The sequence below is a fragment of the Taibaiella helva genome, assembly GCF_003545695.1.
GTDB classification, from domain to species: Bacteria; Bacteroidota; Bacteroidia; order Chitinophagales; family Chitinophagaceae; genus Taibaiella; species Taibaiella helva.
Window position 1 is genome coordinate 79,264 of record NZ_QUZZ01000006.1, and the last position, 22,449, is coordinate 101,712.

The 22,449-nt window shown below is 49.2% G+C and carries 20 protein-coding genes and 1 tRNA gene; 13 read left to right on the forward strand and 8 right to left on the reverse strand.

Annotated elements, in window-relative coordinates; all coding sequences use genetic code 11:
• Window positions 1-82 precede the first annotated feature (82 nt).
• The 6 genes from DZC79_RS10665 (at window position 83) to DZC79_RS10690 (ending at window position 8,929) form a co-directional block, all read left to right on the forward strand.
• Window positions 83-2,353: a gliding motility-associated C-terminal domain-containing protein gene (locus DZC79_RS10665; protein ID WP_118951574.1), complete on the forward strand. Its 2,271-nt coding sequence runs from the start codon at window positions 83-85 to the stop codon at window positions 2,351-2,353.
• Between the two features lie 45 nt (window positions 2,354-2,398).
• Window positions 2,399-5,005, forward strand: coding sequence for a T9SS type B sorting domain-containing protein (locus DZC79_RS10670; RefSeq protein ID WP_118951575.1), 2,607 nt, complete (start codon window positions 2,399-2,401; stop codon window positions 5,003-5,005).
• A gap of 228 nt (window positions 5,006-5,233) precedes the next feature.
• Entirely contained in the window at window positions 5,234-6,223 is a 990-nt protein-coding gene (locus DZC79_RS10675) for a metallophosphoesterase family protein (protein WP_118951576.1), read from the forward strand.
• A 133-nt stretch (window positions 6,224-6,356) separates the two neighbouring features.
• On the forward strand, window positions 6,357-7,067 hold the full coding sequence (locus DZC79_RS10680) for a hypothetical protein (RefSeq protein ID WP_118951577.1): 711 nt from the start codon (window positions 6,357-6,359) through the stop codon (window positions 7,065-7,067).
• Complete coding sequence (locus DZC79_RS10685) at window positions 7,064-8,314, forward strand: glycerophosphodiester phosphodiesterase (RefSeq protein ID WP_118951578.1); 1,251 nt, start codon at window positions 7,064-7,066, stop codon at window positions 8,312-8,314. Before DZC79_RS10680 ends, DZC79_RS10685 begins: the two co-directional genes overlap by 4 nt.
• A gap of 24 nt (window positions 8,315-8,338) precedes the next feature.
• A complete protein-coding gene (locus DZC79_RS10690; protein WP_118951579.1) occupies window positions 8,339-8,929 on the forward strand; it encodes a hypothetical protein in 591 nt (196 codons plus the stop codon).
• 17 nt (window positions 8,930-8,946) lie between these two features.
• On the opposite strand, the gene DZC79_RS10695 is transcribed toward DZC79_RS10690, so the two are convergent.
• A complete protein-coding gene (locus DZC79_RS10695) occupies window positions 8,947-9,456 on the reverse strand; it encodes an inorganic diphosphatase (RefSeq protein ID WP_118951580.1) in 510 nt (169 codons plus the stop codon).
• A gap of 134 nt (window positions 9,457-9,590) precedes the next feature.
• Between DZC79_RS10695 and DZC79_RS10700 the strand changes: the two genes are divergently transcribed.
• The 3 genes from DZC79_RS10700 to DZC79_RS10710 all read left to right on the forward strand — a co-directional run bounded on the left by DZC79_RS10700 (window position 9,591) and on the right by DZC79_RS10710 (window position 11,436).
• A complete protein-coding gene (locus DZC79_RS10700) occupies window positions 9,591-10,451 on the forward strand; it encodes an SDR family oxidoreductase (RefSeq protein ID WP_118951581.1) in 861 nt (286 codons plus the stop codon).
• A gap of 51 nt (window positions 10,452-10,502) precedes the next feature.
• Window positions 10,503-11,003, forward strand: a complete 501-nt coding sequence (locus DZC79_RS10705) for a DUF421 domain-containing protein (protein ID WP_118951582.1) — start codon at window positions 10,503-10,505, stop codon at window positions 11,001-11,003.
• Window positions 11,004-11,208: 205 nt separating this feature from the next.
• Window positions 11,209-11,436 carry a hypothetical protein gene (locus DZC79_RS10710; RefSeq protein WP_157977067.1) on the forward strand — a complete coding sequence of 76 codons (228 nt, stop codon included), beginning with the start codon at window positions 11,209-11,211 and terminating at the stop codon, window positions 11,434-11,436.
• A gap of 35 nt (window positions 11,437-11,471) precedes the next feature.
• On the opposite strand, the gene DZC79_RS10715 is transcribed toward DZC79_RS10710, so the two are convergent.
• The 3 genes from DZC79_RS10715 to DZC79_RS21775 all read right to left on the reverse strand — a co-directional run bounded on the left by DZC79_RS10715 (window position 11,472) and on the right by DZC79_RS21775 (window position 14,184).
• Window positions 11,472-11,693 carry a hypothetical protein gene (locus DZC79_RS10715; protein WP_118951584.1) on the reverse strand — a complete coding sequence of 74 codons (222 nt, stop codon included), beginning with the start codon at window positions 11,691-11,693 and terminating at the stop codon, window positions 11,472-11,474.
• A 481-nt stretch (window positions 11,694-12,174) separates the two neighbouring features.
• Window positions 12,175-12,951: a T9SS type A sorting domain-containing protein gene (locus DZC79_RS10720; protein ID WP_118951585.1), complete on the reverse strand. Its 777-nt coding sequence runs from the start codon at window positions 12,949-12,951 to the stop codon at window positions 12,175-12,177.
• Window positions 12,952-12,993: 42 nt separating this feature from the next.
• Window positions 12,994-14,184, reverse strand: coding sequence for an exosporium glycoprotein BclB-related protein (locus DZC79_RS21775; protein ID WP_118951586.1), 1,191 nt, complete (start codon window positions 14,182-14,184; stop codon window positions 12,994-12,996).
• A 347-nt stretch (window positions 14,185-14,531) separates the two neighbouring features.
• On the opposite strand from DZC79_RS21775, the gene DZC79_RS10730 reads away from it, so the two are divergent.
• The 4 genes from DZC79_RS10730 (at window position 14,532) to DZC79_RS10745 (ending at window position 18,262) form a co-directional block, all read left to right on the forward strand.
• Window positions 14,532-14,603 (forward strand) — tRNA-Glu (locus DZC79_RS10730).
• A gap of 222 nt (window positions 14,604-14,825) precedes the next feature.
• The gene (locus tag DZC79_RS21850) at window positions 14,826-15,473 is read left to right on the forward strand and encodes an IS1 family transposase (protein WP_394342500.1); all 648 of its coding nucleotides are present in this window, start codon (window positions 14,826-14,828) and stop codon (window positions 15,471-15,473) included.
• A 339-nt stretch (window positions 15,474-15,812) separates the two neighbouring features.
• Window positions 15,813-16,055, forward strand: coding sequence for a hypothetical protein (locus DZC79_RS21855; RefSeq protein WP_394342501.1), 243 nt, complete (start codon window positions 15,813-15,815; stop codon window positions 16,053-16,055).
• A gap of 356 nt (window positions 16,056-16,411) precedes the next feature.
• Window positions 16,412-18,262, forward strand: coding sequence for a sensor histidine kinase (locus DZC79_RS10745; protein ID WP_198666856.1), 1,851 nt, complete (start codon window positions 16,412-16,414; stop codon window positions 18,260-18,262).
• A 348-nt stretch (window positions 18,263-18,610) separates the two neighbouring features.
• Here the strand turns inward: DZC79_RS10745 and DZC79_RS10750 are convergent, their stop codons facing one another.
• From DZC79_RS10750 to DZC79_RS10765, 4 genes are all read right to left on the reverse strand, one after another.
• Window positions 18,611-19,606 carry a terpene synthase family protein gene (locus DZC79_RS10750; RefSeq protein ID WP_157977068.1) on the reverse strand — a complete coding sequence of 332 codons (996 nt, stop codon included), beginning with the start codon at window positions 19,604-19,606 and terminating at the stop codon, window positions 18,611-18,613.
• 48 nt (window positions 19,607-19,654) lie between these two features.
• Window positions 19,655-20,662 carry a terpene synthase family protein gene (locus DZC79_RS10755; RefSeq protein WP_118951591.1) on the reverse strand — a complete coding sequence of 336 codons (1,008 nt, stop codon included), beginning with the start codon at window positions 20,660-20,662 and terminating at the stop codon, window positions 19,655-19,657.
• Between the two features lie 118 nt (window positions 20,663-20,780).
• Window positions 20,781-21,314, reverse strand: coding sequence for an isopentenyl-diphosphate Delta-isomerase (gene idi / locus DZC79_RS10760; protein ID WP_118951592.1), 534 nt, complete (start codon window positions 21,312-21,314; stop codon window positions 20,781-20,783).
• A gap of 100 nt (window positions 21,315-21,414) precedes the next feature.
• Window positions 21,415-22,413 carry a terpene synthase family protein gene (locus DZC79_RS10765; RefSeq protein ID WP_118951593.1) on the reverse strand — a complete coding sequence of 333 codons (999 nt, stop codon included), beginning with the start codon at window positions 22,411-22,413 and terminating at the stop codon, window positions 21,415-21,417.
• Between the last annotated feature and the right edge of the window lie 36 nt (window positions 22,414-22,449).

Here is a 22,449-nt window from a genome sequence, read left to right on the forward strand (position 1 = left end):
CAAACACCACCACCCGGCCCGGAACCGAAGCGTAAGCAATTTAAGCATTATATAATGCCCTTAGCGGCAATATCGAGACTCTATGCAATACTACCACACTTCCTCCCGTCCGCCGGGCCTGTATGCGCGAAGCTATACCGCACGATTGTCCCGCTCTTTGTTACGCTGGTTGCTGCCGGCGTTGCTCTGTTGCTTTCTGCCCATGCTGAGCAGCGGGCAGAGCTATAACCAACGTCCCGAATTCCTTAAGGCCAACAGCGTCTGGACGCTTACCCCGGACAACCCGCCCTGTGCTCTTAACTTCAATACGCCTCCCCTGGCGATGACACCGGCAAGCATGTACTCTTTTGACGAGGGCATGGCTTCTGTCGCCGACCCCGCGACCGGCGCGCTGCTGTTTTATTCTAATGGCCGCACCTGCTGGAATGCCAGCTTCAACATTATGCTCAATGGGGATACGCTTTTCGGCAATACACAATGGATGAGCAGCTGGGAAGAGAGCGGCGGCTTTGGCAGCACAACGCAGGGTGTCTGCATTGTTCCTTTTATCGATCAGCCGGGCAAATACTATCTCTTTTCCTTGTGCGGCCCCACCTCCTGGCTCACCGGTAATCCGCCGCCGCCAACAACCTTCCTTTTCTATTCCGTGATCGACATGTCCCTCGACGGCGGCCTGGGCGGTATCGTGCCGGGCCAGAAGAATATACCTCTGGGCGGCACGGGGCCGCTCAGCGAAAGCATGATCGCTATTCCGGGGGATAATTGCGACATATGGCTGATGGTGCACGATTTTCTTAATCCTGTATTCAAGGCCTTTCATATTACCCGCAATGGCGTGGATCCTAATCCTGTAATTTCTACAACCGGAGCGCAGATACAGGGCCCTTCGGGTCAGGGAGCTTATCGTGTGGGCGCTATGACAGTTTCGCCCGACCGGAAAAAACTCGTCATCACCAGCTGCTCATCCGGTATGGGCTCCGGTCCAACCACCGGCGTATTGCTGTCCCGTTTCGATCCGGAAACCGGGCAGGTAAGCGATGCCGTACAGGTAGGCCGGTCGCTGGATGCCTATACCGCGGCTTTTTCCCAGAACAGTAACCGGCTATATACCGTGGTGCCTGATCCCCTGGATATATTCGGCCCTGCGTCCCTGCTCCAATACGACATCTCGGTACATGATTCAGCCACCATCATGGGGACACAGACGCTCGTCAGCCCGGCATCACCACCATGGGCCTGCCTGCGCTTGTACGATAATAAGATCTATGCGATCACCCCCTTCTTTATGTCCGATTCGCTTTGGGTGATCGGCCAGCCCGACCTTGCGGGCACTGCCTGCGACTTTCATTACTCCGGCTTTGCTTACGGCGCCCCGGTTTCCTCCCTGCCCTCCGAAGTGGTGTATGCTTACCCACCCGACACAACGCGTATGCGGGAAGACACAACGGTGTGCCGTCATAATGGCAACCTGGAAACAGCCACGCTCACTGCGCCTACAGGCTACATCGCTTATACCTGGAACGATGGCAGCACCGGCGTCAGCCTGGATGTCGATGCACCGGGCACCTATTGGGTGCTGTGCCGCGACAGCTGCCATCCTCTTATCGATACCTTTATTGTAAAGCCGGGCGCCGACATTTCTTTTACGCTCGGCAGCGATACACTGATCTGTAAAGGCGATGCGCTGGAGCTGAAGGCTACTGTTCCCGGCGGGAACTACCGCTGGCAGGACGGCAGTACGGGAGAAAGCTATACCGTATCGGAAGGCGGCCGGTACTGGGTAGCCGTAACCGCCCAGGGCTGCCAGGCCAACGATACGGTTACCGTGGATATGGTAGATGTCAGGCAAGCCCTGGGGGACGATATTGTGCTCTGCCAGGAAGAGGCGGTCCATGCGACCATTACACTGCAGGCCAATGCGCCGGCCGGGGCGCAGATACTATGGTCGGACGGCAGCCATGCGCCTCAGCTACCGGTTGCAGATACCGGCGTCTATTGGGTGCAGGTTACCGACAATACCTGCTCCGGCTCCGATACGCTGAAGATCACGGAGCAGATCTGCACCTGTGTGGTGAATATGCCCAATGCTTTTTCTCCAAATGGCGACGGCCTCAACGATGTGCTGCGCCCCGTGATCGCCAGCGGATGCCCTGTACGGCAATACATATTCAATATCTACAATCGCTACGGCAGCAGGGTCTACAGCAGCGCCGACCCTTCGGGCAGCTGGGACGGCAACTATTCTGGCGGACAACTGGCCGATGCGGGCACCTATATGTATGAGCTGACTTTCCTCGGCGGCGCAAAAGAGGTCAGGTACCAGAAGAAAGGAGATGTAACGCTGCTGCGCTAACCTTTCCCGGAAACCTGTATCCTGCAACGATCAAAATATTCCCTGATGAAACACTATATTTTCTTACAGCTGATCGGCCTCCTGCTTTGCGGCGCTGCCCATGCGCAGCGCGAGCAGGTATGGGCCTTCGGCGACAGCGCCGGCGTAAGCTTTAACAATATGCCGCCCCTCGCGCTCAAGACAAAGATACATTCCAATGAGGCCTGCGCCAGCGTATCCGAGCCCGGCGGGCAGCTGCTGTTCTACACCGACGGTAATATTGTATGGGACCGCAGCCACCTGGTGATGCCCAACGGGGCTTCGCTGATTAATGATGTGCCCTTTGGTCCTTTCGGCCCTACCTCCAGCACCGCGCAGGGCGCGCTTATTGTTCCTGTACCCGGCCAGCCGTTCCGTTATTATATTTTTTCTCTCACCTGCATCGAGCTGGGCGCTAACCGCGGCCGTTTGTATTACAGCGTGGTGGACATGAGCCTTAATGGCGGCATGGGTGATGTGGTGGCTGCAGGCAAGGGTACTTTGCTGGATTCAATGAACACCGAGCACATGACTGGTGTGGTGGGCGACCATTGCAATATATGGGTGCTGACCTTGTCCGTCAGCAATGCCAACACGGAACACATCAAGGCTTTCGAAGTAAACGATGCCGGTGTACAAACTGTTCCTGTCGTTTCTACCTTCAGCATTCCGACGACGACAGGCAGTAATTACGGCCAGATGGACGTATCGCCCAACCGGAAAATGTTGACCCTTAGCCGTGCGGTACCCTTTTCTTCTTTCGGCGGCGCGCTTGAATTGTTTGCCTTCGATCCGGCCACCGGGCAGGCTTCGGATCAACGCATACTGGATTCCGCCGGCAGGTACAGCGCCTGCTTTTCACCGGATAATTCCAAGCTGTACACCAATGCCGTTACAACGGCTTCAATCGTGCAATACGACCTGAATGCCGGGAGCTTGGCTGCTATCATCAGCTCCAGGACCAATATCGGCGCGGCCGGGGGCGGGGCGATCAGGAGGGGGCCTGACGGAAAGATCTATTGCGGCGGCAACAATGCGCTCAGCGTGGTGCAGCATCCCAACCTCGCAGGCACCGCCAGCACACTGGTCACCGATGCCCTACCACTACAACCCAATACATCCCTCATCTTCGGACTGCCGAATATAGTGCCGGAACTGAAGCGGGATACAGTGTACCAGAGCCTGGCAAGCAAGGCGCCCTGCTTCAGCACCAGCCATACCCTCCATGCGGCCGACGTAACCGGCTGGGATTATCAATGGAGCCATGGACCGGCCGGCCCTTCAGCTGCAGTAAGCGATCCCGGTACTTATTGGGTAAGCTACCATACGCCCCCCTGTGTTTTTCACACCGATACTTTCAGGGTAAACTTTGACGGGCAAAGCCCCCAGCTGCATGCCTTGGCTGGTTGCCGTAACGATACCAATGCCATGGCCTGGGCTGTGCCTGCTCCGGGCGACACGGCTACATATACCTATACCTGGTATAACGGCAGCGGCAGCCTGATCGTACGCGGCTCGCTGATGACCAACCATGGCGACACACTGCAACCGATAGCGGAAGGTCAATACCGGCTGAAGCTGGAAACCCTCAGCGGCTGCAGCACAACAATAAACATTGTAGTGCCGCCTCCCTCCCCTTACCGCGCCGCGTTCCAGCTATCGGATACGGTGATCTGTATGGGGCAGAACATCAGCTTTGCCAATACTTCATCCGGCGACATGCGCTCATGGTCCTGGCAGTTCGGCGACGGGCTGGACGCAGCAGTGAAAGACCCTACGCACACTTATCCGAATCATGGCGTTTACTCCGTGCAGCTGATTGCCGGCACAGATTATCCTTGCTTCGATACTGCGTTTGCTACCGTTATTGTCGACTCTTTGTTATCCGGCAGCTTTATTACCAGCAGGGATAGTGCCTGTACAGGTGAAGCCATTCTCTTTACACCTATGATCGACAGCACAGCCCTGAACCTTTCCTGGCAGTTTGGAGAAGACCGGATGTTCACCGGCAATGAAGCTGTACAGCATGCCTTTGAGCAGGACGGCCGGCAACAGGTAGCTGTAACCTTCCATTTCCGGGCATGCCCCGATCATTCCTTTACCCGGCAGGTCTCCATCTACCCTTTGCCGAAGGTCGACCTGGGTCCCGATTCCACACTCTGTCTCGACGGCAATCCGCTGTACCTGCAACCGCTGGGTCCTACGCCAGGTGGACCTTATCAAAGCCGTTGGAATACCGGCGATACATCCGCTTCGCTTAAGGTAGTGCACCCAGGCCGCTACAGCTTAACGCTCAGCTTACCCCCATTGGGCTGCAGCACAACCGAAAGTGTAGTGATTAATAAGGATTGCTACATCGATATTCCCAATGCTTTTACGCCCAACGGCGACGGGGTCAATGATTATTTCTTTCCCAGGCAACTGCTATCCCGGCGGGTAACCCGGTTCAGCATGCAGCTGTTCAACCGCTGGGGGCAGGTAGTATTTGAAACCCAAAATATCCATGGCAGGGGCTGGGACGGCCGCTTCAATGATAAGGACCAGCCTCAGGGCGTTTATATTTACCAGGTCGAAGCCGAGATCGACGGCCGGCGACAGGAACGCTACCAGGGTAATGTTACCCTGATCCGCTAAGGCGCTTCAGCAGGGTATTTCGTAATACAAGGCCGGCTTCTTCCCTGAAGGCGGCCTTGTTCTTGCTGCACAGGCGGCTGAACGGGGCACAAAGGATACGCTGACGATCTCTATACTCTATGTTAATTTGCGACCCGGTCTTTATAAATGAGCAGGGTCTTTACTTTGCTCCTATTGATCTTTTCCCATGACTTTTTGTTATTGGTGTAACAGCATTTACCGCGATCCATGCCCGATACGATTGTCCTGCAGCCCCGTTTTTCTGTCCTGTATACCGCATTGAAGCGTATCCTCCTTGTCGTATGGCTTCTTCAGGGCCTGCCTGCGCTGGCCTTTAAGGATACTGATCAAAATGGCAACGATACGATGATCTTCGTCAGCGATACACAAGCCCCTTTGTTTGTCGAACGACTGATCCACCGGACACCGTTCAACCGGACGGCCACCGGGCTGATCTTTGACGACATCCTCGGGAAGCGGCCGCAGCAGGTATTCCTGCTGGGCGATGTGGTCGCTGCGGGTTCAAAGCCCGCGCGCTGGACTCGCGTAGACCGGTTCCTGGACAGCATCAGGAAGGATAAAGGAGCGGTATGGGCCTGCCTGGGCAATCATGAATATCTGTACAGCGCCAAAGCAGGTGTCAGCGCTTTCCAGAAACGTTTTCCCGGACACAGCAAGACAGGTTATTATATCATCCGGGATTCCGTTGCTGTAGTGCTGCTGAACTCCAATCTCTCCCGTTTAACGACCGAAGAGCAGCGCCGGCAGGAAGCGTTTTATCAGGAGGCCCTGAGCACGCTGGACCGCAACGATTCGGTGCGCGTCATCATCGTCGCCTGCCACCATGCGCCTTATTCCAACAGCAAGGTGGTAGGCAGCAACCTGAAGGTCCGCGAGCAGTTTGCGGTGCCCTTCCTGCAAACGAAGAAGGGATTGCTTTTCCTGAGCGGCCACTCGCACAACTTCGAGCACTTCAGGATCGGAGGCAAAACATTTCTCGTGATCGGCGGCGGTGGCGGCATCCGCCAGCATCTGAATACCGGCGCCGACCGCATCGAATGCGAGAACGATGGCTGCCATCCGGCCTTTCACTACCTGATGGTCAAACGCCAGGTCGCCGCCCTGCAGATTACCTGCCGGGCGCTGAAGGATGATCTCAGCGCTTTTGAAAATGTACTTTCTCTGACGATCAACGGCGCCCATGCGGCATCCAGGTAGGCTACCTCCATGCTGGCCTACCTCCCGGCCAATACCGGCAACAATTCTACCTGCCCAAATGAACGATTCCTGCGCTGGCCTGTTGATTGCTGCATAGGGCGCGCTGAATACCGCCGTCCGTACTGCTTATCTCATGCGAAAATGGTTCACGACCTGGCTGGGGTTGCTCACCTGCAGCGTGCAGGCACAGCTTCCGGAATTCGATATCCGGCAGCGATCGATGTATTTGCCTGCCCCGCAGCAAGCCGGAAAATACGACCATTCCATTACACTGGCCCAGATCTATCTTCCCGACCAATGGCTGGAACAGCCTATCAGCGGGCCTATGCTGGACTATAAAGCCAATTATGCTTTGCCTGCAGGCTTTGCTCTCAACGGTAATGTAAAGACACTTTTTATTGCAAATGACATACGCCTTGGACCTTCCTGGAACTATTCCCTCACCGATCGATTACACCTGGGCCTGGGTTACCAGCTGGGCTTCTCTTTCGGTATCCTGCGGTCGTTCGGCTACAACAATACGGTAAAGGTATGGGAGCATCATCCCATGCTGCGGCTGGGCTATAATTTCAGCAAGGTGGCCTTCACCCTGCAGGGAAAGATAGACTGGATGATGAATACCCGGCTGGGCCTGCAGGATTATGCAACCAGCAATATTACCGGCTCGATGTTCAATGGCTATTCCTTTGCCCTATTTATAGAGCAAAGGCTTACCCGCCGCAATTCGATCTGCTTCGGCTTCATTGCCGGCTTCAATAAGTTTCACATTCTCGGGTGGCCAGCCCTGATGATCGTCGACCATCAGTATTTTATCCCGGAGATCAATATCGGCTTTAAACTATGAACCAGCGCTATCTTTTGTTCCCCTTTCTTTGGGCCTTGCTCCTGGCTGCCTGTATCAAAGACCGCTTCGATCCCTTGCCGGCTTTCGATACCAGCAACCTCGAAGGCACGGTACCTTTGGATACTGTCTACAGGTCATCGTTTGAAGGTATTTATGAATTATCGGAAGGTGATAACAGTTTCGGTGAGCAGTTTGCCTGCAAATGGGCCAATGGCTATCTCTGCCTGTTCGGTGCAAAGGACGGCCGCTTTATCAATGTACAGGTAGGCTTTCGTACCTCGGACAGTAGCATCCGTATGGCGGGCTTCTGGCGCGATCCCATACAACCGCAGCAAGGACAGGTACAGCTGACGATCGCGAAGACCGAAGGTGTGGATTCCGTTTGGGGACACAATGGCCGGGGCATTGTGCTGCGGGGCTATCTTGAAAATGATCCCGGCAAAACGATCGTGCTCCGGTTCAAGCGTCCCTTCTCTGCCGCCGTGCTGAACCGGGCTTTCGTGATCGCGGCGCATCGTGGTGGCGGCCGGAATTCAGACAACCTGCCTTATGCAGAGAATTCCCTGGACCTGGTGAAGCATGTGGCGCAATTCGGCGCTACCGGCATAGAGATCGATATAAGGCTGACCAAAGATAAAGTACCGATCATTTATCATGATCCGGATATCAATACCCGCCTCACGCTGAAAAGCCCGCTGGTAGGCGATATTCATCAATTCAATGCCGACTTCCTGAGCGCCTATATACGGCTGGTCGACGGACAGCGCATTCCCACACTCGACGAGATGCTAACGACACTTATCGATTCTACTACGATTCAAAACGTATGGCTCGATTGCAAGGACGGTGGCGAGAGCGGCTTCTTTGATCATGTAGTGCCTGTGCTTCAGAAAGCAATGGGCTATGCGCAGACCCGCAACAGGAACGTTTCTCTTTTGCTGGGCCTGCCCTCTGAGGAGGCTTACGATGCTTTTATCGCTTTCCCCGGGCATCAGCAACTGCCATCACTCTGCGAGCTGGGCCTGGAGCAGGCTAAGCATGCGGGATCGCGGGTATTTGCACCACGCTGGACCCTGGGTATCCTGGAAGCAGAAACGACGGAAGCTCATGCACAAAATATAAGAGTCGTTACCTGGACCCTGGACGATCCGGGCGGCATGAATGAAGTGATCACAAAAAGCCGCTACGATGGTATCCTGACCAATTATCCTTCCATGCTCGCTTATGCATTTTACAGCCAGGAATAATTATCCAAATCAATCCATACGCTTATGCCCAATTACCGTACATTGCTTTTCCTCCTGCTGCCCGCGCTGTATCCTGTTGTTTTGCCGGCGCAGAACAATAGCAAGGACTATCCGCTCGACGCCCATTTTACAGGGTCTTTATCGGCAGGTCCCAACTTTTATTTCAACAACATCAAAACGTTCGGAGATCATGTAAAACCTTTTAACTACAGCTTTTTCGGCCGTATCATGTGGAATTCGCGTTACCTGGTATCGCTGGGCATAGAGACAGGCTATAATAAATTCTACCGTGTCAACGGCTACGAGAACGACGCGATCAGGGCTTCGCTTGCCGCTATCCCGCTGCACCTCGTGATCGGCATGCGTATCACCAAGTCGGTCTATACCCATTTCAGCTTTGGCCCTTCGTTACTGCTGAATGCCGCTTCCAGCGAGACACTGGAAAATCATGTGCTGAATAAAGTGTTTTCCCTGGCCGATGGCAGCTTTTGCGTCGGCTACCGCAGGCATCTTAAGAAAGGTCTTAACCTGGGTCTGGAGCTGAAGCTCAATTTTTCAACTAAAGCCACTGACCTGAACCTTGCGCTGCCTGTTGTGCTGAGCTATGACTTCTGAAAACCGCGCCGGACAAGCTATTGCTGCACCAGGGCAGCGCTGGCCTTTATCTGCGCCATGGCCTGCCCCGCATCGATGTAGCCTGAGGGTTCAAAGCGTTTTCCTTCTTCCTGGTTGTAACGGATAAAAAAATCTTCCAATGCCCGGATCATTTCCTTGGGCAGGAGGTTCACTGCTGCAATATCGTTATAGGCCATAGAAGCTACAGGTACCGCCAGGTAACGGTCGTTGCGCACCATCTTACCTTTCTTTTTACCCTGCTTTGCCTTGAAGGCGCCCAGCAGCCGGCAGGGCATCAGGCAACCTGGGAAGCTGTACAATTCAGACAGCACCAGGATATCGAGCGGATCGCCGTCTGCGCCCTTTGTTCCCGGTATAAAGCCGAAATCGTATGGGAAGACCATCCCGGCGGGCAGTATCTTCTTCAGCTTAAAAAAACCGCTTTCCTGGTCGTAAGCATATTTTTCCCTGCTGCCTTTTATCGTTTCTATAACGACCTGCACCAAATGACCGGATGTCTGCTTCATTGCTGAATGGTTTGTTGTGAGGAATATGAGGATAATTGACTGTCTTTACCAACAATCGCGTCCCGCTAATGTTTATTGATTATCCCGGACAAGATCCGGGTAAAGAATATCAGCAACTTTTACAATGATGGGTTATGGCTAAGATCACGAAAACGAACCGTCCCCGGAAACAGCATCGGCAACCGGGCATCGAGGCGAAAATGAAACCGGCGCCGGAATACATTAAAGCAGGCTACCTGCCTGCCGGTAAACTAAAAAACAAAGTAGCGCTGATCACCGGTGGCGACAGCGGCATCGGCCGTTCGGTAAGCGTACATTTCGCACAGGAAGGAGCCGACGTTGCCATCGTTTACCTGGACGAGGATACCGACGCCCGGGAGACGAAACGGCTTGTCGAAGAAGCAGGGCGGCAATGCCTGCTCATCAAAGGCGATATCAAGAAGGGGACCTTCTGCAAAAAGGCCGTAGAAAAAACGGTACAGCAATTCGGGAAACTGAATATTCTCGTCAACAATGCCGGTATGCAATTTCCGCAGGAAGATGTGCAGGACATCACTGATGAACAATTGGACATCACGTTCCGGACGAATATTTTTGCCCAGTTCTATTTTGCTGAGGCAGCGCTGAGGCATATGCAGGCAGGCGACTGCATCATCAATACCACATCTGTTACCGCTTACCGCTCCTCTCCCGGCCTTATCGACTATTCCGCTACAAAGGGCGCCATTACCACCTTTACTCGCTCCCTGGCTACCAACCTGGCCGGGAAGAATATAAGGGTCAATGCCATAGCCCCGGGTCCGGTGTGGACACCGCTTATCGTGGCAACATTCGATGAGGAAAAGATAAAATCGTTCGGGGAGCAGACCGCTATGAAAAGAGCCGGCCAGCCTTCGGAGCTGGGCCCTGCTTATGTTTTCCTGGCTTCTGAAGAAGCTTCCTTTATTACCGGGCAGGTGATCCATGTCAACGGCGGAGAGGTAGTGAACGGCTAACAGTTTGCTTCCCCGGAACTTCCCGATGGTCCCTATTTTAAATCTGTTATAATGGCTCTTGAAACACTTTGGGGAAGCGGAGAGCACCTGCTTCCATATCAAATGGGTATCCGGGCGCTGGTCATGTTCCTGCTGGCCCTTGTGCTGATCAGGCTCGGCGGCATGCGGATATTCGGCAAAAAATCGGCGCTCGACCATATCATCGTGATCATGCTCGGCGCAGTAATGGCCCGCGGTATCGTCGGCGCGTCACCGTTCTTCTCTACTGTCGTCGCCGGCACCATACTCGTCCTTACCAACTGGCTGCTCGCTTATAGCAGCCGCAAAAGCAAACGTTGGGCGGTGTGGATCAAAGGCCATCCCCTGCTCCTTTTTCACGATGGACATTTTGATGAAAGGAGTATGCAGCGAAGCAATCTTTGCCGGGATGATGTATTGGAAAGTCTCCGGCTGGAGCTGAACCAGGAAACCCTAGAGGAGGTGGATAAGATCTATATCGAGAATAACGGCCGGCTGAGCTTTATTCTGAAACCTAAACGTAGTGAAAGGTAAGCTATCCTGCCATTTGCTTTTTTACTTCATGCTGTAAAAAAATGCGGATGCCGGGGAAGAACTGCCACAGCTGTAAACATTCCGGCTAATCCCCCGGCAATAACATAGTACTTAAAAACCTGAACAACAATAAGCAATAAAGGTGTTTGCTGTAGCCGCCCCCATAGGAACAATGTTTGTACTAAGCGAATATAAAAAAGAGGATATGGAACAATTGAAAGACCACATTTTGCGCATCCTTTCCGAAAAAGGGACAACGGCTGCCAATGAAGCTTACCAGGTAAAATTACCGAGAACAGAAATGCTGTCTGCCCTGCTGCAGCTGGGCTACAACAAGGAAAACATAGAGCTGGCCCTGGAAGGGCTTTGTGGCGACGGCACCCTGGCATTGGATGAGCTGAACATCTATCAATATGATCAGCCTCCGGCATAAGCCCCGGAAGCCATCATCCAGATACCTGGCTGTGTTCAGGTATCCGGATCGGGCTGCACCAGGTTTTCCTCACCGGTTCCGTCGTTGGGCTGCCCGTTAAACTGGGGTCTTCGCCGGGCCTTATTCTCACGTAGCAGCTTTTCCTGCTTCTTACGCCGCTCCTCCCCGGAAGCAATACCCTTCTCCTCATCACTTTGTCCCCTGCCGGCTTTATCCTTCGCCTTTTTACCAGGTATTGCTGTTTTCTTCCTGTCCATAACTGTTTTTTTAGGCATAGCATCCCTACACGCTTTACCGGCCGGGCACAGGTCTGCAATGCACCGGTTAGTCCTGCCTTTCGTTATAGCAGGAAAAAATATCTTCTTCGATAATGCCCGTCCAGGTGTCTTCTTCACTAGTTATGGCGGGGCTTTCCTTCGGTAATAATATTTCCATCGGTTCCATAAGCGTAAAACATATCTGGTTAGGAATAGAACAGCCGCATCATGTACCCATGGTTGGGCAGCGGCTTCTTTTACTATAGCAGCTACTATGCCAAAAAACAACCTTACTGATATTCAATATCCTGTGGCGGTGCTTGTTAGCCTTCCCTTAATAAATGGATAAAGCTTTCCACAAAAGGTGCAACGTTTGGGCCGGGGAATACCAGCTGCGATGAGACCGGTGCAAGCAACATACCCGAAAGCAAAAGGACCGTTCTTATGAACGATCCTTTACTTTCCGGTTACCATATTCCGGTTATTCCTTGACGATCTTTACCGATTCCTTGTACGGTCCGGCGGTATAACGCAGTAGATAAGTACCGGCGGTCCATGACGAAAGGTCGATCTCAGTCACGGTTGCCTTCAGCGTCATTGTCTTCAGCTCGCGTCCGTAGATATCGCAGATGGTCAGCGCCGACTGGTCGGACAATGTATTGACAGAAAGGAAAACGCGACCCTTGGTCGGGTTGGGCGACACGCTGGACTGGTAGGCCATACCGGCGTTGGTCAGATCGATCACTCCGGAATAGCTGAACTGTTTATCCCTGTCGACCTGGCGCAGGCGATAGTAGTTCCTGCCTGCCGGCATGGTCCTGTCGGTATAGCTATAAGCCAGCTTGCTGCTGCTGTTGCCACCTGTCGCCTTGCTGTACACCTGGCCTATGGCCTGAAAGTGAATGCCGTCGGTACTGCGTTCCAGGCTGAAATAATCATTGTTCTTTTCCTGGGCGGTTTGCCATTGCAGCAGGTTATAGCCCTCTTTGGCAAGGCCGCTGAAATCGAGCAGCTGCACAGGCAGCGGCGTACCTGAAGTGCTGGGTTGCTGGAAACCCTGGGTGAACTGGGGGTTGCTGCCGATCGTAGCGGTGAACGGTTCACCAAGGGTGTAGTTCACGATAGCGCCACTGGTTGCTACAGCGCTGCCTCCGGCGCTGGCCAGCACGTAGGGCAGCACCGCTTGCCCCTCTACCCGGAACTGCAGCAAGAGCAACAGGGCCGTTACGAGAAGCGATGGGATCAATTGTCGTTTCATGTTTGAAATATTTTTAGCATAAGCATTATTTTTTATAGCGGCTTAGTTGATGTTCACGCCCGCGCTGGCATAGCCGGTAATGGTGTTGAGCAGCGTGATGCCCGTAGCAGTAGCAGAACAAACCATCAGGTACCGGTTACCCGCAACTACGGGTATAGACAGGCCGGTGGCGGTACCGCTGGAAGTCGCGCCTATAGCCAATACCCCGGTGAGCGCCGGAGCCATCGTTACTACAGCGCCCGGTACCGGCGCGAAGGTATTGCTGCCTGCAGGAGCAGTATACAACTGTCCTGTAATGGTAATATTCGATCCCAGCAACGACAAAGCCAGCGTGGTGCTGAACTGCGCCGACATGGCGGTAATAGTGCCTGCCCTGGGCGCTACAAAGCCGAAATTGAGCAGGGTTCCGCCGGCGCCGGTGAGGTCGATATTGGTGCCTACCAATGAGACCCCGCTTACCGAGCTACCAAAACCCAGCAGGGCCGAAGTACCCACAAGGCCGCCGGCGATAGTGGTAACCGTTACCGGGAGGCCGGAGGAGAATGGGATGATGGTGCCGCCGCTGACCACATCGTTGCTGTTGGCCACGCGCTGCCAGCTGCCGCCGTTGTAGTAATAGAAGCCGGGCGTGTTGTCGGTCTGGTAGATCAGCAGGCCATCCACAGGCGCGGCTGGGCGGTTGGCCAGGGTGATCCTGGGGATCAGGATACCCTTATTGGTAGCAGCGATGTCGAGCTTGGCATTGGTGTTGGGAGTACCACCGATACCGACATTGCCCGTGTTGTTGCTGGTAATATCCGCGGTACTGAGGTTCCAGCGGTTATCGTTGCTTGTCTCGGCATTCAAAGCATAAGGTACGGAGATCATTTCCACGGTGGCCAGGTCGGAATAGGTGGTACCGCCGGTAATATCGGCTTCCACTTTCAGAAATTTGGTGGCCGAATTCCAGGCGATGGTGTTGAAGGTGCCGCTGACAACCGTCCCTGCGCCGATCTGAACATTGGCCAGACCGAAGGCATTGGTGGTCACCGATTGGGTTTCCGAATACTGGACGGCGCCCCCAGCCGAGCCTTCGAGAATGCTGAAACGCAGGGATACGTTCTGGTTGACGACCGGTGCGCCGGCCGCGCTGCGTACTACCGCCTGGTAATTGATCCGTTGAGGCGCCTGCTGGGCCAGCAGGCTAAGGCTAAGCAAACAAGCCACCATGAGTAAGCTGGTAAATTTTTTCATAAAATCGTTTTGGGGTTGGTTAGAGAATGGATAGGATACAAACAAAATTAGATTCTAGTTTAAAACAGCATAATCATATAATATTAATAATGATGTTTTAGTAGTCATTTTTACTATTTATTAATAAAATGAAAATATATTATAAATAGATGCACTGGAAAGGCCACTGGCAAAGGGTTTCAGGAATAGTTGCATAAATTAACCCTGTCTGAAAACGGGCCTGAAGCCGACGCCGTTTTTTACCTGAAATGATTGCAGAAGAAAAAATATGGCAAAAGGTGTGAAAAAGGAAGATCAAAATTTGCTAAAGTCAAAATTATACTTACTTTTGCAGCCCATTCAAAAACGCCGCGTTGGTCAAGGGGTTAAGACGCCTCCCTTTCACGGAGGAATCACGGGTTCGATTCCCGTACGTGGTACAAGCCGGGACTGATGTCCTAAAATTATTGGGCTGTTCAATTTTGGGTAGTGTACCAGATATGTTGATGAGCGCTGAAATACCAGTAAAATCAACAAATTCTTCGGAAAAACATAAGAAAAGCAGGCAGTATTTACACTGCCTGCTTTTCTTTTAAACTAACTTCGCGCCCCTAATGCAGAAAATTACCTCTAAGTGCTCCAGATATGTTGATGGGCAAAAAATGTGCATATATTGTAATAATAGATGCGTGAAAAATGGTTCTTCCTACAACAAGCAACGCTATTTATGCAAATCATGTAAACGGAGTTTTGTAGATTCATATAACTATAATGCCTGTCAGGTTAATACAGATCAAAGAATTAAGGAGTATCTTAAGGAAGGATGCGGCATACGTAGTATTTCCCGCTTGCTAAAAGTTTCAGTGACAACGGTTTTAAAAAGAATATTGCTGCTAGCAAAAAAAGCATCCCGTCCTATGATTGCGATGGGGAAGGAGTATGAACTTGATGAACTTTGCACCTATGTCCGATACAGGGAGAATCAGATATGGGTGGCATACGCCATTAGAAAGGACACCAAAGAGGTTATTGATTTTAATATTGGTCGCAGAACAAATAATACGCTTAGACCTATTACGAACACATTAATTCTGTCCAACGCAAAAAAGGTTTACACGGATAAGCTGAAACACTATGGAACCTTGTTACCAAGTAAAATCCACAGTACAAAGAAAAAAGGTACCAATCATATCGAACGTAAAAACCTAACACTTCGGACGCATCTAAAGCGGCTTTCGAGAAGGACTATCTGCTTTTCCAAAAGCACCACTTTTTTATCCGCATGTTTGAGAATATATTTTTGGGGGTAAACATAAGGTCCAATTTCAGCGCAAATCTCAGATTTGCTGGCATCCGCAAATTTGATACACTACCGAGCAAAGGAATAAAGGCTTCGGTATTGAACGCAGCGCCGACGGACAACGATGGAATACCATAGGCTTTGTCCAATCGAAAGCGCCTGATGGCAATAGCTGCAAAGAGCTGAGCTACCAGAGCTATGATGAAACGCCTTTCGATGGTTTGAATTACTATCGCTTAAAGCAGGCGGATATCGATGGTAAGTATACCTATAGCCAGATCCGCCAGGTAAGGATCAGCAGGGATGGGCTATCGATATTTATCCCAACCCTGTAAAAGATTGCCTGACGATCGGCGGCCTTGCCGGCAATGAGACCATCAGTGTCTATGATGCTACCGGAAGAAAAGTGAAGACGATCGCTGCCGGGGAATCATGCGCTGACGATCGATTGCACCGCAATGGCAGCAGGCGTATACCAGGTACACATTTTTTCGGCAGCAGGCGAAACGGTATCCAGGAAAGTAGTGAAGATAGCTGGATTCTAACAATTCTGCTTTGGCTAAGAAACGGGCTTTACGCGAGCTCAATATAGTTCTCATGTCAGCCATTTAGGAGGCCATTCTAATCACAAAGACATCTGTATCACAGCACAAACGAAATTTGGATACCTATACAGAATCTCCTTTTCTGTTTCTTTAATTTATTTTTTATTGATAATTTCAATTAATAAAAAAGGACTTACCTGCCATAATGAATCGCTCAATTTATTTCATTTTCATTTTGTGCATATGGAATAATGTCCTCCAGGCGCAATACTTACCCATTGATACGAGGCGGTTCACTGATAGTCTTCAAATTGTTTTAGAGTCTGGAAAACCTGATAGTATAAAAGCCCAGGCAAGCTTTCTATTATCCTATTATTGGACAGATATGGATACGTTGAGGTCCATGGAATACCTTCAAAAGGCTATGCATTTGAGTAGAAGTAACAATGCCCTGCAAGCGATTACCCCATACTATGAAGCCTTGTATTATCAGAGATATAATAAAGCCCTTGCCAAATCTATGTACTTACGGACAGATAGTCTACTCAGCAGGTATAAGACACAAAAAGCATACGCTTTTCGTTTTTGGACATGGCACGCCTATAGTAAGCTAATCGACAAAGAGGATAACGACCAGAGTCGTATGAATATCATCATAAATAAAGCGCTTCCTTTGGCTCAACAAAGTGGTGACAGTGGATTGGTCGGAATTTGCTACGGAAGTATGGCTATTATTTTTGTTAATAATGCCCGTCTTGAAGAAGCTGAAGAGTACTATAAGAAGGCGATAAATTACTTAAGAAAATCACCATACAAGGCATTCCTTGTGACAATGTATTCAAGAGCTGCAAATGCGTACATGATTTACGACAGCAAACTTATTGAAGATAAGATTCAAATGGAGATACTTAGAAAACGGCTACCTCTGATTAGGGCATTGCTTGATAGTGCAAGAAGTCTATTAGGCGGGGCTATTCATTCTCCTTCAGCGATTGAATATTTTAGATTCAAAGGAAAATATTTCAGAATAAATAAACAATATGATGAAGCACATAAGAGCTTGGACAGCGGGATGGCCATAGCAAGGGCTTTCAACCAGCTTTATGAAATCGAAGCATTAAGTATTTACCGGTACCATATTTATTCTGCACAAGGTCAGTACAAAAAAGCCAAAACTCTGTTGCTTCATATTATTGATCACCCAGTCATCGCTTACAAAGGAAATAAGTTAGGATATTATTACGAATTGGCATTGACCTTTGCCAGGTTGGGTGATTATAAAAATGCATATGAATGGTCAGATAAAACACTGCAAATGCGAGACAGCGTTTATTTTTCTCATGAGCGATCTGCTATAGACGAGATGGAACTGAAATACCAAACAGTGGAGAAAGAAAGGATGATCACCAAATTACAGTTAGATAAAGCACAGGCAACGCTAAAAAGCAGAACAGCTTACCTGTATAGTGTATTGCTTGCTCTTTCCTGCTTCGTATTGTTAGTAATAGTAATTGCCATACTGCAATTATACCTGAAAAATAAAAAACGATCCAAACAACGGTTAAAGAAGGTACAACAAGAGCAGGAACTTAAACTCACACAGGCGTTACTTCAAGGAGAAGAACAAGAAAGACAGCGTTTAGCACAGGAGCTTCACGACGGATTGGGGAGCATGTTGGCTGGTGTTAAGATAAATTTGTCCGATATAGTTTCATCCGAAGGGAATAGATATAATCAAGGGCTCCGTAATGTAATGCAACAACTGGATAATTCGACAAGTGAGCTGCGTCGTATAGCACACAATATGATGCCTACAATGCTGTTACGATACGGTTTGGAAGTATCGTTAAGGGATTTGTGCGCCCTTCTGATACCTAAAACTATATCAATTGACTTACAGTGTCTGAATATTAGCAAAACAATTCCTATAAATATACAACTGGTCATATATAGAATAGTACAGGAATTGCTGTCGAACGCGGTCAAACATTCAGACGCCAGGAACATCATGGTACAATGCAGCCAGGACAAAGATATTTTCCTGATTACGATAGAAGATGATGGTAGAGGCTTCGTAGTAGATGAAATAGCCTCCAATCACGGTATTGGGATACATAACGTGAAAAGAAGAGTGGCTTATTTGAATGGAACAATAGAGTTTTTGAAGAGGGACCAACAATCTGGCGTTATTATAAATATTGAACTTCATTTGCAACCTCAAAGTGCAAATACCAGCCTACTTTACAATGAATAGTTTTCCATTTCTCTCATCTTACAAACTTATTCTTATGGGTTGGGTAAACAAAGGTCTTGATCCCATTCTCTATTTTGGAAATAACGCGGCAGTATTCCTATTTTAATTGCGCTATAGTACTCTTTCTTGTCACATTATGCCATAAAAGGATAAAAAATCTCAGGTGGATAGTACTTTTTCGTTCCTCCCCGTTTCTATAAAAGAACAGGCAAAGAGTCCACCTGAGAAATAATGGACCACCGGATTAGGTAGTATTTAACCACATGTTTTTAAACTTGATCATTTCAGGCCAATACAATGATGTCTCATTACGCCAGGTAGATCAGAGAATGAGGTTCATGTTATTTTTTAAATGGTCTGCGGTGTTTGTTCCGGCCAGGCGAAACCTGCTCCACCATGCCTGTACCTTTCCGTTTCCAGATAAAAAGAATTCACACCCTGAAGCCCAACGCCTGCGTAATGAACGAATTTATCGACGTGTTCCTGATATTCACCAAACTCACGATATTCACTATGTAAAGCAACCGCATTGGCCAGCTCTTCATTATGGATGTGTAATGCCTCCGCGCAAGCGTCCTGCAGGGAAAGATTATACTCTTGCTGCAACACAAAAATCAGATTAAACACCTCTGTCCCCTTCGCCATTTCTTTGGGCAGGGAATGAATATCGTTTTGCCAGGCAACAACTAAGGTCATATGAGATATCATTTTTTGAACAACAATATGCTCAAAAATATGTTCCGGCAGCACAAGGCCGGATTCAATCTCACCAAAGATCAGGTAGGGGCGCATCAGTACCGAATATTCCCGGATGGTTTTGAAAAGAGTTAGCGACGGCGGGCGCTGCGCTATTTTATAAGGATACTCCAATTCAATCCCGTACCTGAAGGATTGATAGAAATAAAAAATAAAACGCTCGACCCATATATCGGGCATCAAGGCGCGAAATTCATCCCTGATCAGCGCCATATGATGATAGAGCGCGTTCTCCTCCGGCCTTGGCTGAGCGCCTCTGAGAATGTCGGTACAGCGGATCCGTAGCTGCTGAATTTCTTCAAGGGGCAAATCTTCCATCTGATCGTCCAGAGCTACATATTGCAGCATGAACCTGTTGCATGGAATGGCCTGCTCATAGGTTAAGTCGGGCCACATGCGTGCAGTACACATATGCAGCCTCATTTTCTTGTAAGTGACACGTTGCTTTTCCGTCAAAAAAGTATAATCATTATCGATCCAGCCATCCATATCCTTTCCCATTTGCTCTGCATGAGGATTGATAAGGTCGGGCCAGGGGTAAAATCCTTGTGGCAGATAATCTGCACTGTGGTACTGCTCTGGAGTCATTGTTTTTTCGGATTATGTTTTGGTTTCCATTGTTGCCTGTTTCACTTATCACTCATCCTTTAATTCTAATGATTTTTCTTCAGGCCAGGCAAACCCCGATCCATCCGGTAAATAACGTGTAGTGTCATTTATGTAAAAACTATTTACGCCCTGTATTTGAAGACCCAAACCGAGTATAAATCTATCAACATGCGACTGATATATCCCGAAGTCCGGAAGAACTTTTGCTAACTCAGTAAATTCGGCCAGGTCTGCATTATGGATTTTCATAGCTTCTGCTAGCGCATCTTTCAAAGAGAGATTATATTGATGTTGTAAAACAACAATAAGGTTAGTAACTTCTGTCTCCAGTCTAAGTTCTTTGCTAAGACCCTGAATGTCGTTCTGCCATCCAATAATCCTTGATGCTAAAGTTCTTAACCTCTGTATTACCGGATGTTTGTCGAGTAAATCGGGAAAAACGAAATCTGTTTCAATATCTATCATATATAGGTATGGATACATGAGAATTGAATATTCACGATTTATCAGGTAATAGATCAGTGACATTGCTGTCTTATTTTCCTTATAAGGCGCTTCATCTACGACACCATATCTTGTAACCCGATGGAAGGCATCGACAAATCGTGCTACCCATACAGCCGGCATAAAAGCGCGAAATTCCGCACCAATCTTATAGGCCTGTCGGAAGAGCCCATTTTCATTAGATTCTGGTTGGCTTCCATTGAATACTTCGACCAGCCTAAGCCGCATTGCATCTATTTCTTCGGCAGTCTTATATTCCAGCTGATCATCAAAAACAGACTGAAAAAGGATGAATCTATGGCATGGTGTAATACGTTCGAGGCTTGCATAAGGAAGCATGCGTGCTATGCAGCAATGAAGCTTCATTTTTTTATATTTCTTTTGTTGCTTTTCCGTCAAATAGGTATAGTCTTCTTCTATCCAGCGAATCTGATCTATCCCCATTTTTTCTGTATGTGGATTAATAAGATCTGGCCATGGATAATAACTTTGTGGTAAATAGTCTGTCGGATTGAATTCTTGTATTGTCATGTCATTTTTTTTTTAAAATTTATGTTTTGGTTTCAATGTTGTCTGTTTAAACACGAACTATTCCGGCTATAAACCCTATCAAATGCTTTTGCAGCTCTCTACCATATATACAGATGCCTTAACAGACTTTCGTTATATCCGTCAAGCATCGTGCTACATTAGGGAAGGCCAATAAAAACCAGGAAGTAAAAACTTGTGGCGTGCTGGCAACCAAGGATGATATTTCTCCTATCGGACTATACCTGTAGCTATGAACTTCAGCCGGATCGGGCTCGATCGTTCCTTCATGAATACCGATAAAAACATGATCGTATTCATGCTCGATCAGGCCATTTTCAAGATGGCTATGATAAGTAAATTCAAAGAGCTTATCCAGGGGACACTGAAACCCCATTTCTTCCCGGAGCCGGCGATGGGCGGCTGCTTCGATAGCTTCACCTGGGTTGGGATGGCTGCAGCAGGCATTGGTCCACAGTCCGCCGGAGTGATACTTATCAAAGGCTCTCTGCTGCAATAACATATTGCCTTTACGGTCTACAATAAATACAGAAAATGCGCGGTGTAGATAACCGCGCTGATGAGCAGCCAGCTTTTCTACAGTACCGATTTCGTTATCTTGTTCATCAACCAGTATAATGTGCGAAGGATTCATGTGGATGATATTTATATTGTTTCAGGTGGGCAATAATGCCATTATTTAAGGCCATGCCTCATCATATTTCAACTCCAATTGCTACAGGTCTTAACCTTTACTACACTTTAGTCAGCTTATCGCGAAGCTCAGCTGCACTGGGAAACTCAATCCCATTATAGCGATCCAGCTTGGTCGAAATATTTTTCCAGCCGCTGAGCACCATGCTCATATAGTGCACCCAATTGACCACCGCATCCTGCCAGATACCAAAGTCGGGAAGTGAAGCCTGCAGCGTAATAAACTCTTTCAGATCTTCGTTGTGGAGACGCAGATCTTCCAAACAGGCTTCCTCTAATGAGATCTGGCGCTCATGCTGAATTACTTTCACGATATTGTAATAAATACTTCCTGTAGCTTCGTCTTTCACTACCGACTGCACTTCGTTGAAAAAAGTGACCAGGCGACAGGCCAACGCCTGCAGACGGCGGATTACCGGGTGCTCATGGATCTTAGGAGGCAGAACAATCCCGGTTTCCACTTCCGTCAGCTGAAGAAAGGGATACAGGCAGATAGAATCTTCTCTCAGGGCAATGCATTCTGATATGGTTGGGAATACCTTATTTTTTTTATACTTCAATTCTGCTTTCAGCCCGTTAAAATACCTGCTGATCATTTGGGTGAAACGGAAGATGGATTCCTGTGGAATGAACTGCAGCAGCTCCGCTCTTAATGAAGCCAGCATAGCGCCTAAAGGGATCACTGATTGTTCCGCATTAATCTCGCCATTAAGTATGCCGATCGATTGCGCATGTATATAATCGATGTCATCAGATTCACTTTCCTCATACAGGTCGTCATTGTACAATGTCCATAGCATCAGCCTGCAGATAGGCTTGAAACGTTCAGCTGAAGCTGTAGGAAACCATTGTGCAGCAATATGCGCTGTTTTTGTCTTCTTGTACTTTTTACGGAGCTCCGGGTTATGCTCATACAACCAGCGGTATTCCCCATCGATCCACTGCGTTTCGGTAATTTCCTGCAGCTCGTCCGCATAAGGGTTTTTCAGCGTTGGAAACGGATACTTGAATTGGGTGCAAAGCAGCTCATGTGTGTTCATGGGTACGTTTTTTTATGAACATGATATAATTACCTT

Coding starts and splice junctions, on each gene's coding strand:
- DZC79_RS10665 (WP_118951574.1), top strand. CDS start 83: ATGCAATACTACCACACTTCCTCCCGTCCGCCGGGCCTGTATGCGCGA.
- DZC79_RS10670 (WP_118951575.1), top strand. CDS start 2,399: ATGAAACACTATATTTTCTTACAGCTGATCGGCCTCCTGCTTTGCGGC.
- DZC79_RS10675 (WP_118951576.1), top strand. CDS start 5,234: ATGCCCGATACGATTGTCCTGCAGCCCCGTTTTTCTGTCCTGTATACC.
- DZC79_RS10680 (WP_118951577.1), top strand. CDS start 6,357: ATGCGAAAATGGTTCACGACCTGGCTGGGGTTGCTCACCTGCAGCGTG.
- DZC79_RS10685 (WP_118951578.1), top strand. CDS start 7,064: ATGAACCAGCGCTATCTTTTGTTCCCCTTTCTTTGGGCCTTGCTCCTG.
- DZC79_RS10690 (WP_118951579.1), top strand. CDS start 8,339: ATGCCCAATTACCGTACATTGCTTTTCCTCCTGCTGCCCGCGCTGTAT.
- DZC79_RS10695 (WP_118951580.1), bottom strand. CDS start 9,456: ATGAAGCAGACATCCGGTCATTTGGTGCAGGTCGTTATAGAAACGATA.
- DZC79_RS10700 (WP_118951581.1), top strand. CDS start 9,591: ATGGCTAAGATCACGAAAACGAACCGTCCCCGGAAACAGCATCGGCAA.
- DZC79_RS10705 (WP_118951582.1), top strand. CDS start 10,503: ATGGCTCTTGAAACACTTTGGGGAAGCGGAGAGCACCTGCTTCCATAT.
- DZC79_RS10710 (WP_157977067.1), top strand. CDS start 11,209: ATGGAACAATTGAAAGACCACATTTTGCGCATCCTTTCCGAAAAAGGG.
- DZC79_RS10715 (WP_118951584.1), bottom strand. CDS start 11,693: ATGGACAGGAAGAAAACAGCAATACCTGGTAAAAAGGCGAAGGATAAA.
- DZC79_RS10720 (WP_118951585.1), bottom strand. CDS start 12,951: ATGAAACGACAATTGATCCCATCGCTTCTCGTAACGGCCCTGTTGCTC.
- DZC79_RS21775 (WP_118951586.1), bottom strand. CDS start 14,184: ATGAAAAAATTTACCAGCTTACTCATGGTGGCTTGTTTGCTTAGCCTT.
- DZC79_RS21850 (WP_394342500.1), top strand. CDS start 14,826: ATGTGCATATATTGTAATAATAGATGCGTGAAAAATGGTTCTTCCTAC.
- DZC79_RS10745 (WP_198666856.1), top strand. CDS start 16,412: ATGGAATACCTTCAAAAGGCTATGCATTTGAGTAGAAGTAACAATGCC.
- DZC79_RS10750 (WP_157977068.1), bottom strand. CDS start 19,606: ATGACTCCAGAGCAGTACCACAGTGCAGATTATCTGCCACAAGGATTT.
- DZC79_RS10755 (WP_118951591.1), bottom strand. CDS start 20,662: ATGACAATACAAGAATTCAATCCGACAGACTATTTACCACAAAGTTAT.
- idi (WP_118951592.1), bottom strand. CDS start 21,314: ATGAATCCTTCGCACATTATACTGGTTGATGAACAAGATAACGAAATC.
- DZC79_RS10765 (WP_118951593.1), bottom strand. CDS start 22,413: ATGAACACACATGAGCTGCTTTGCACCCAATTCAAGTATCCGTTTCCA.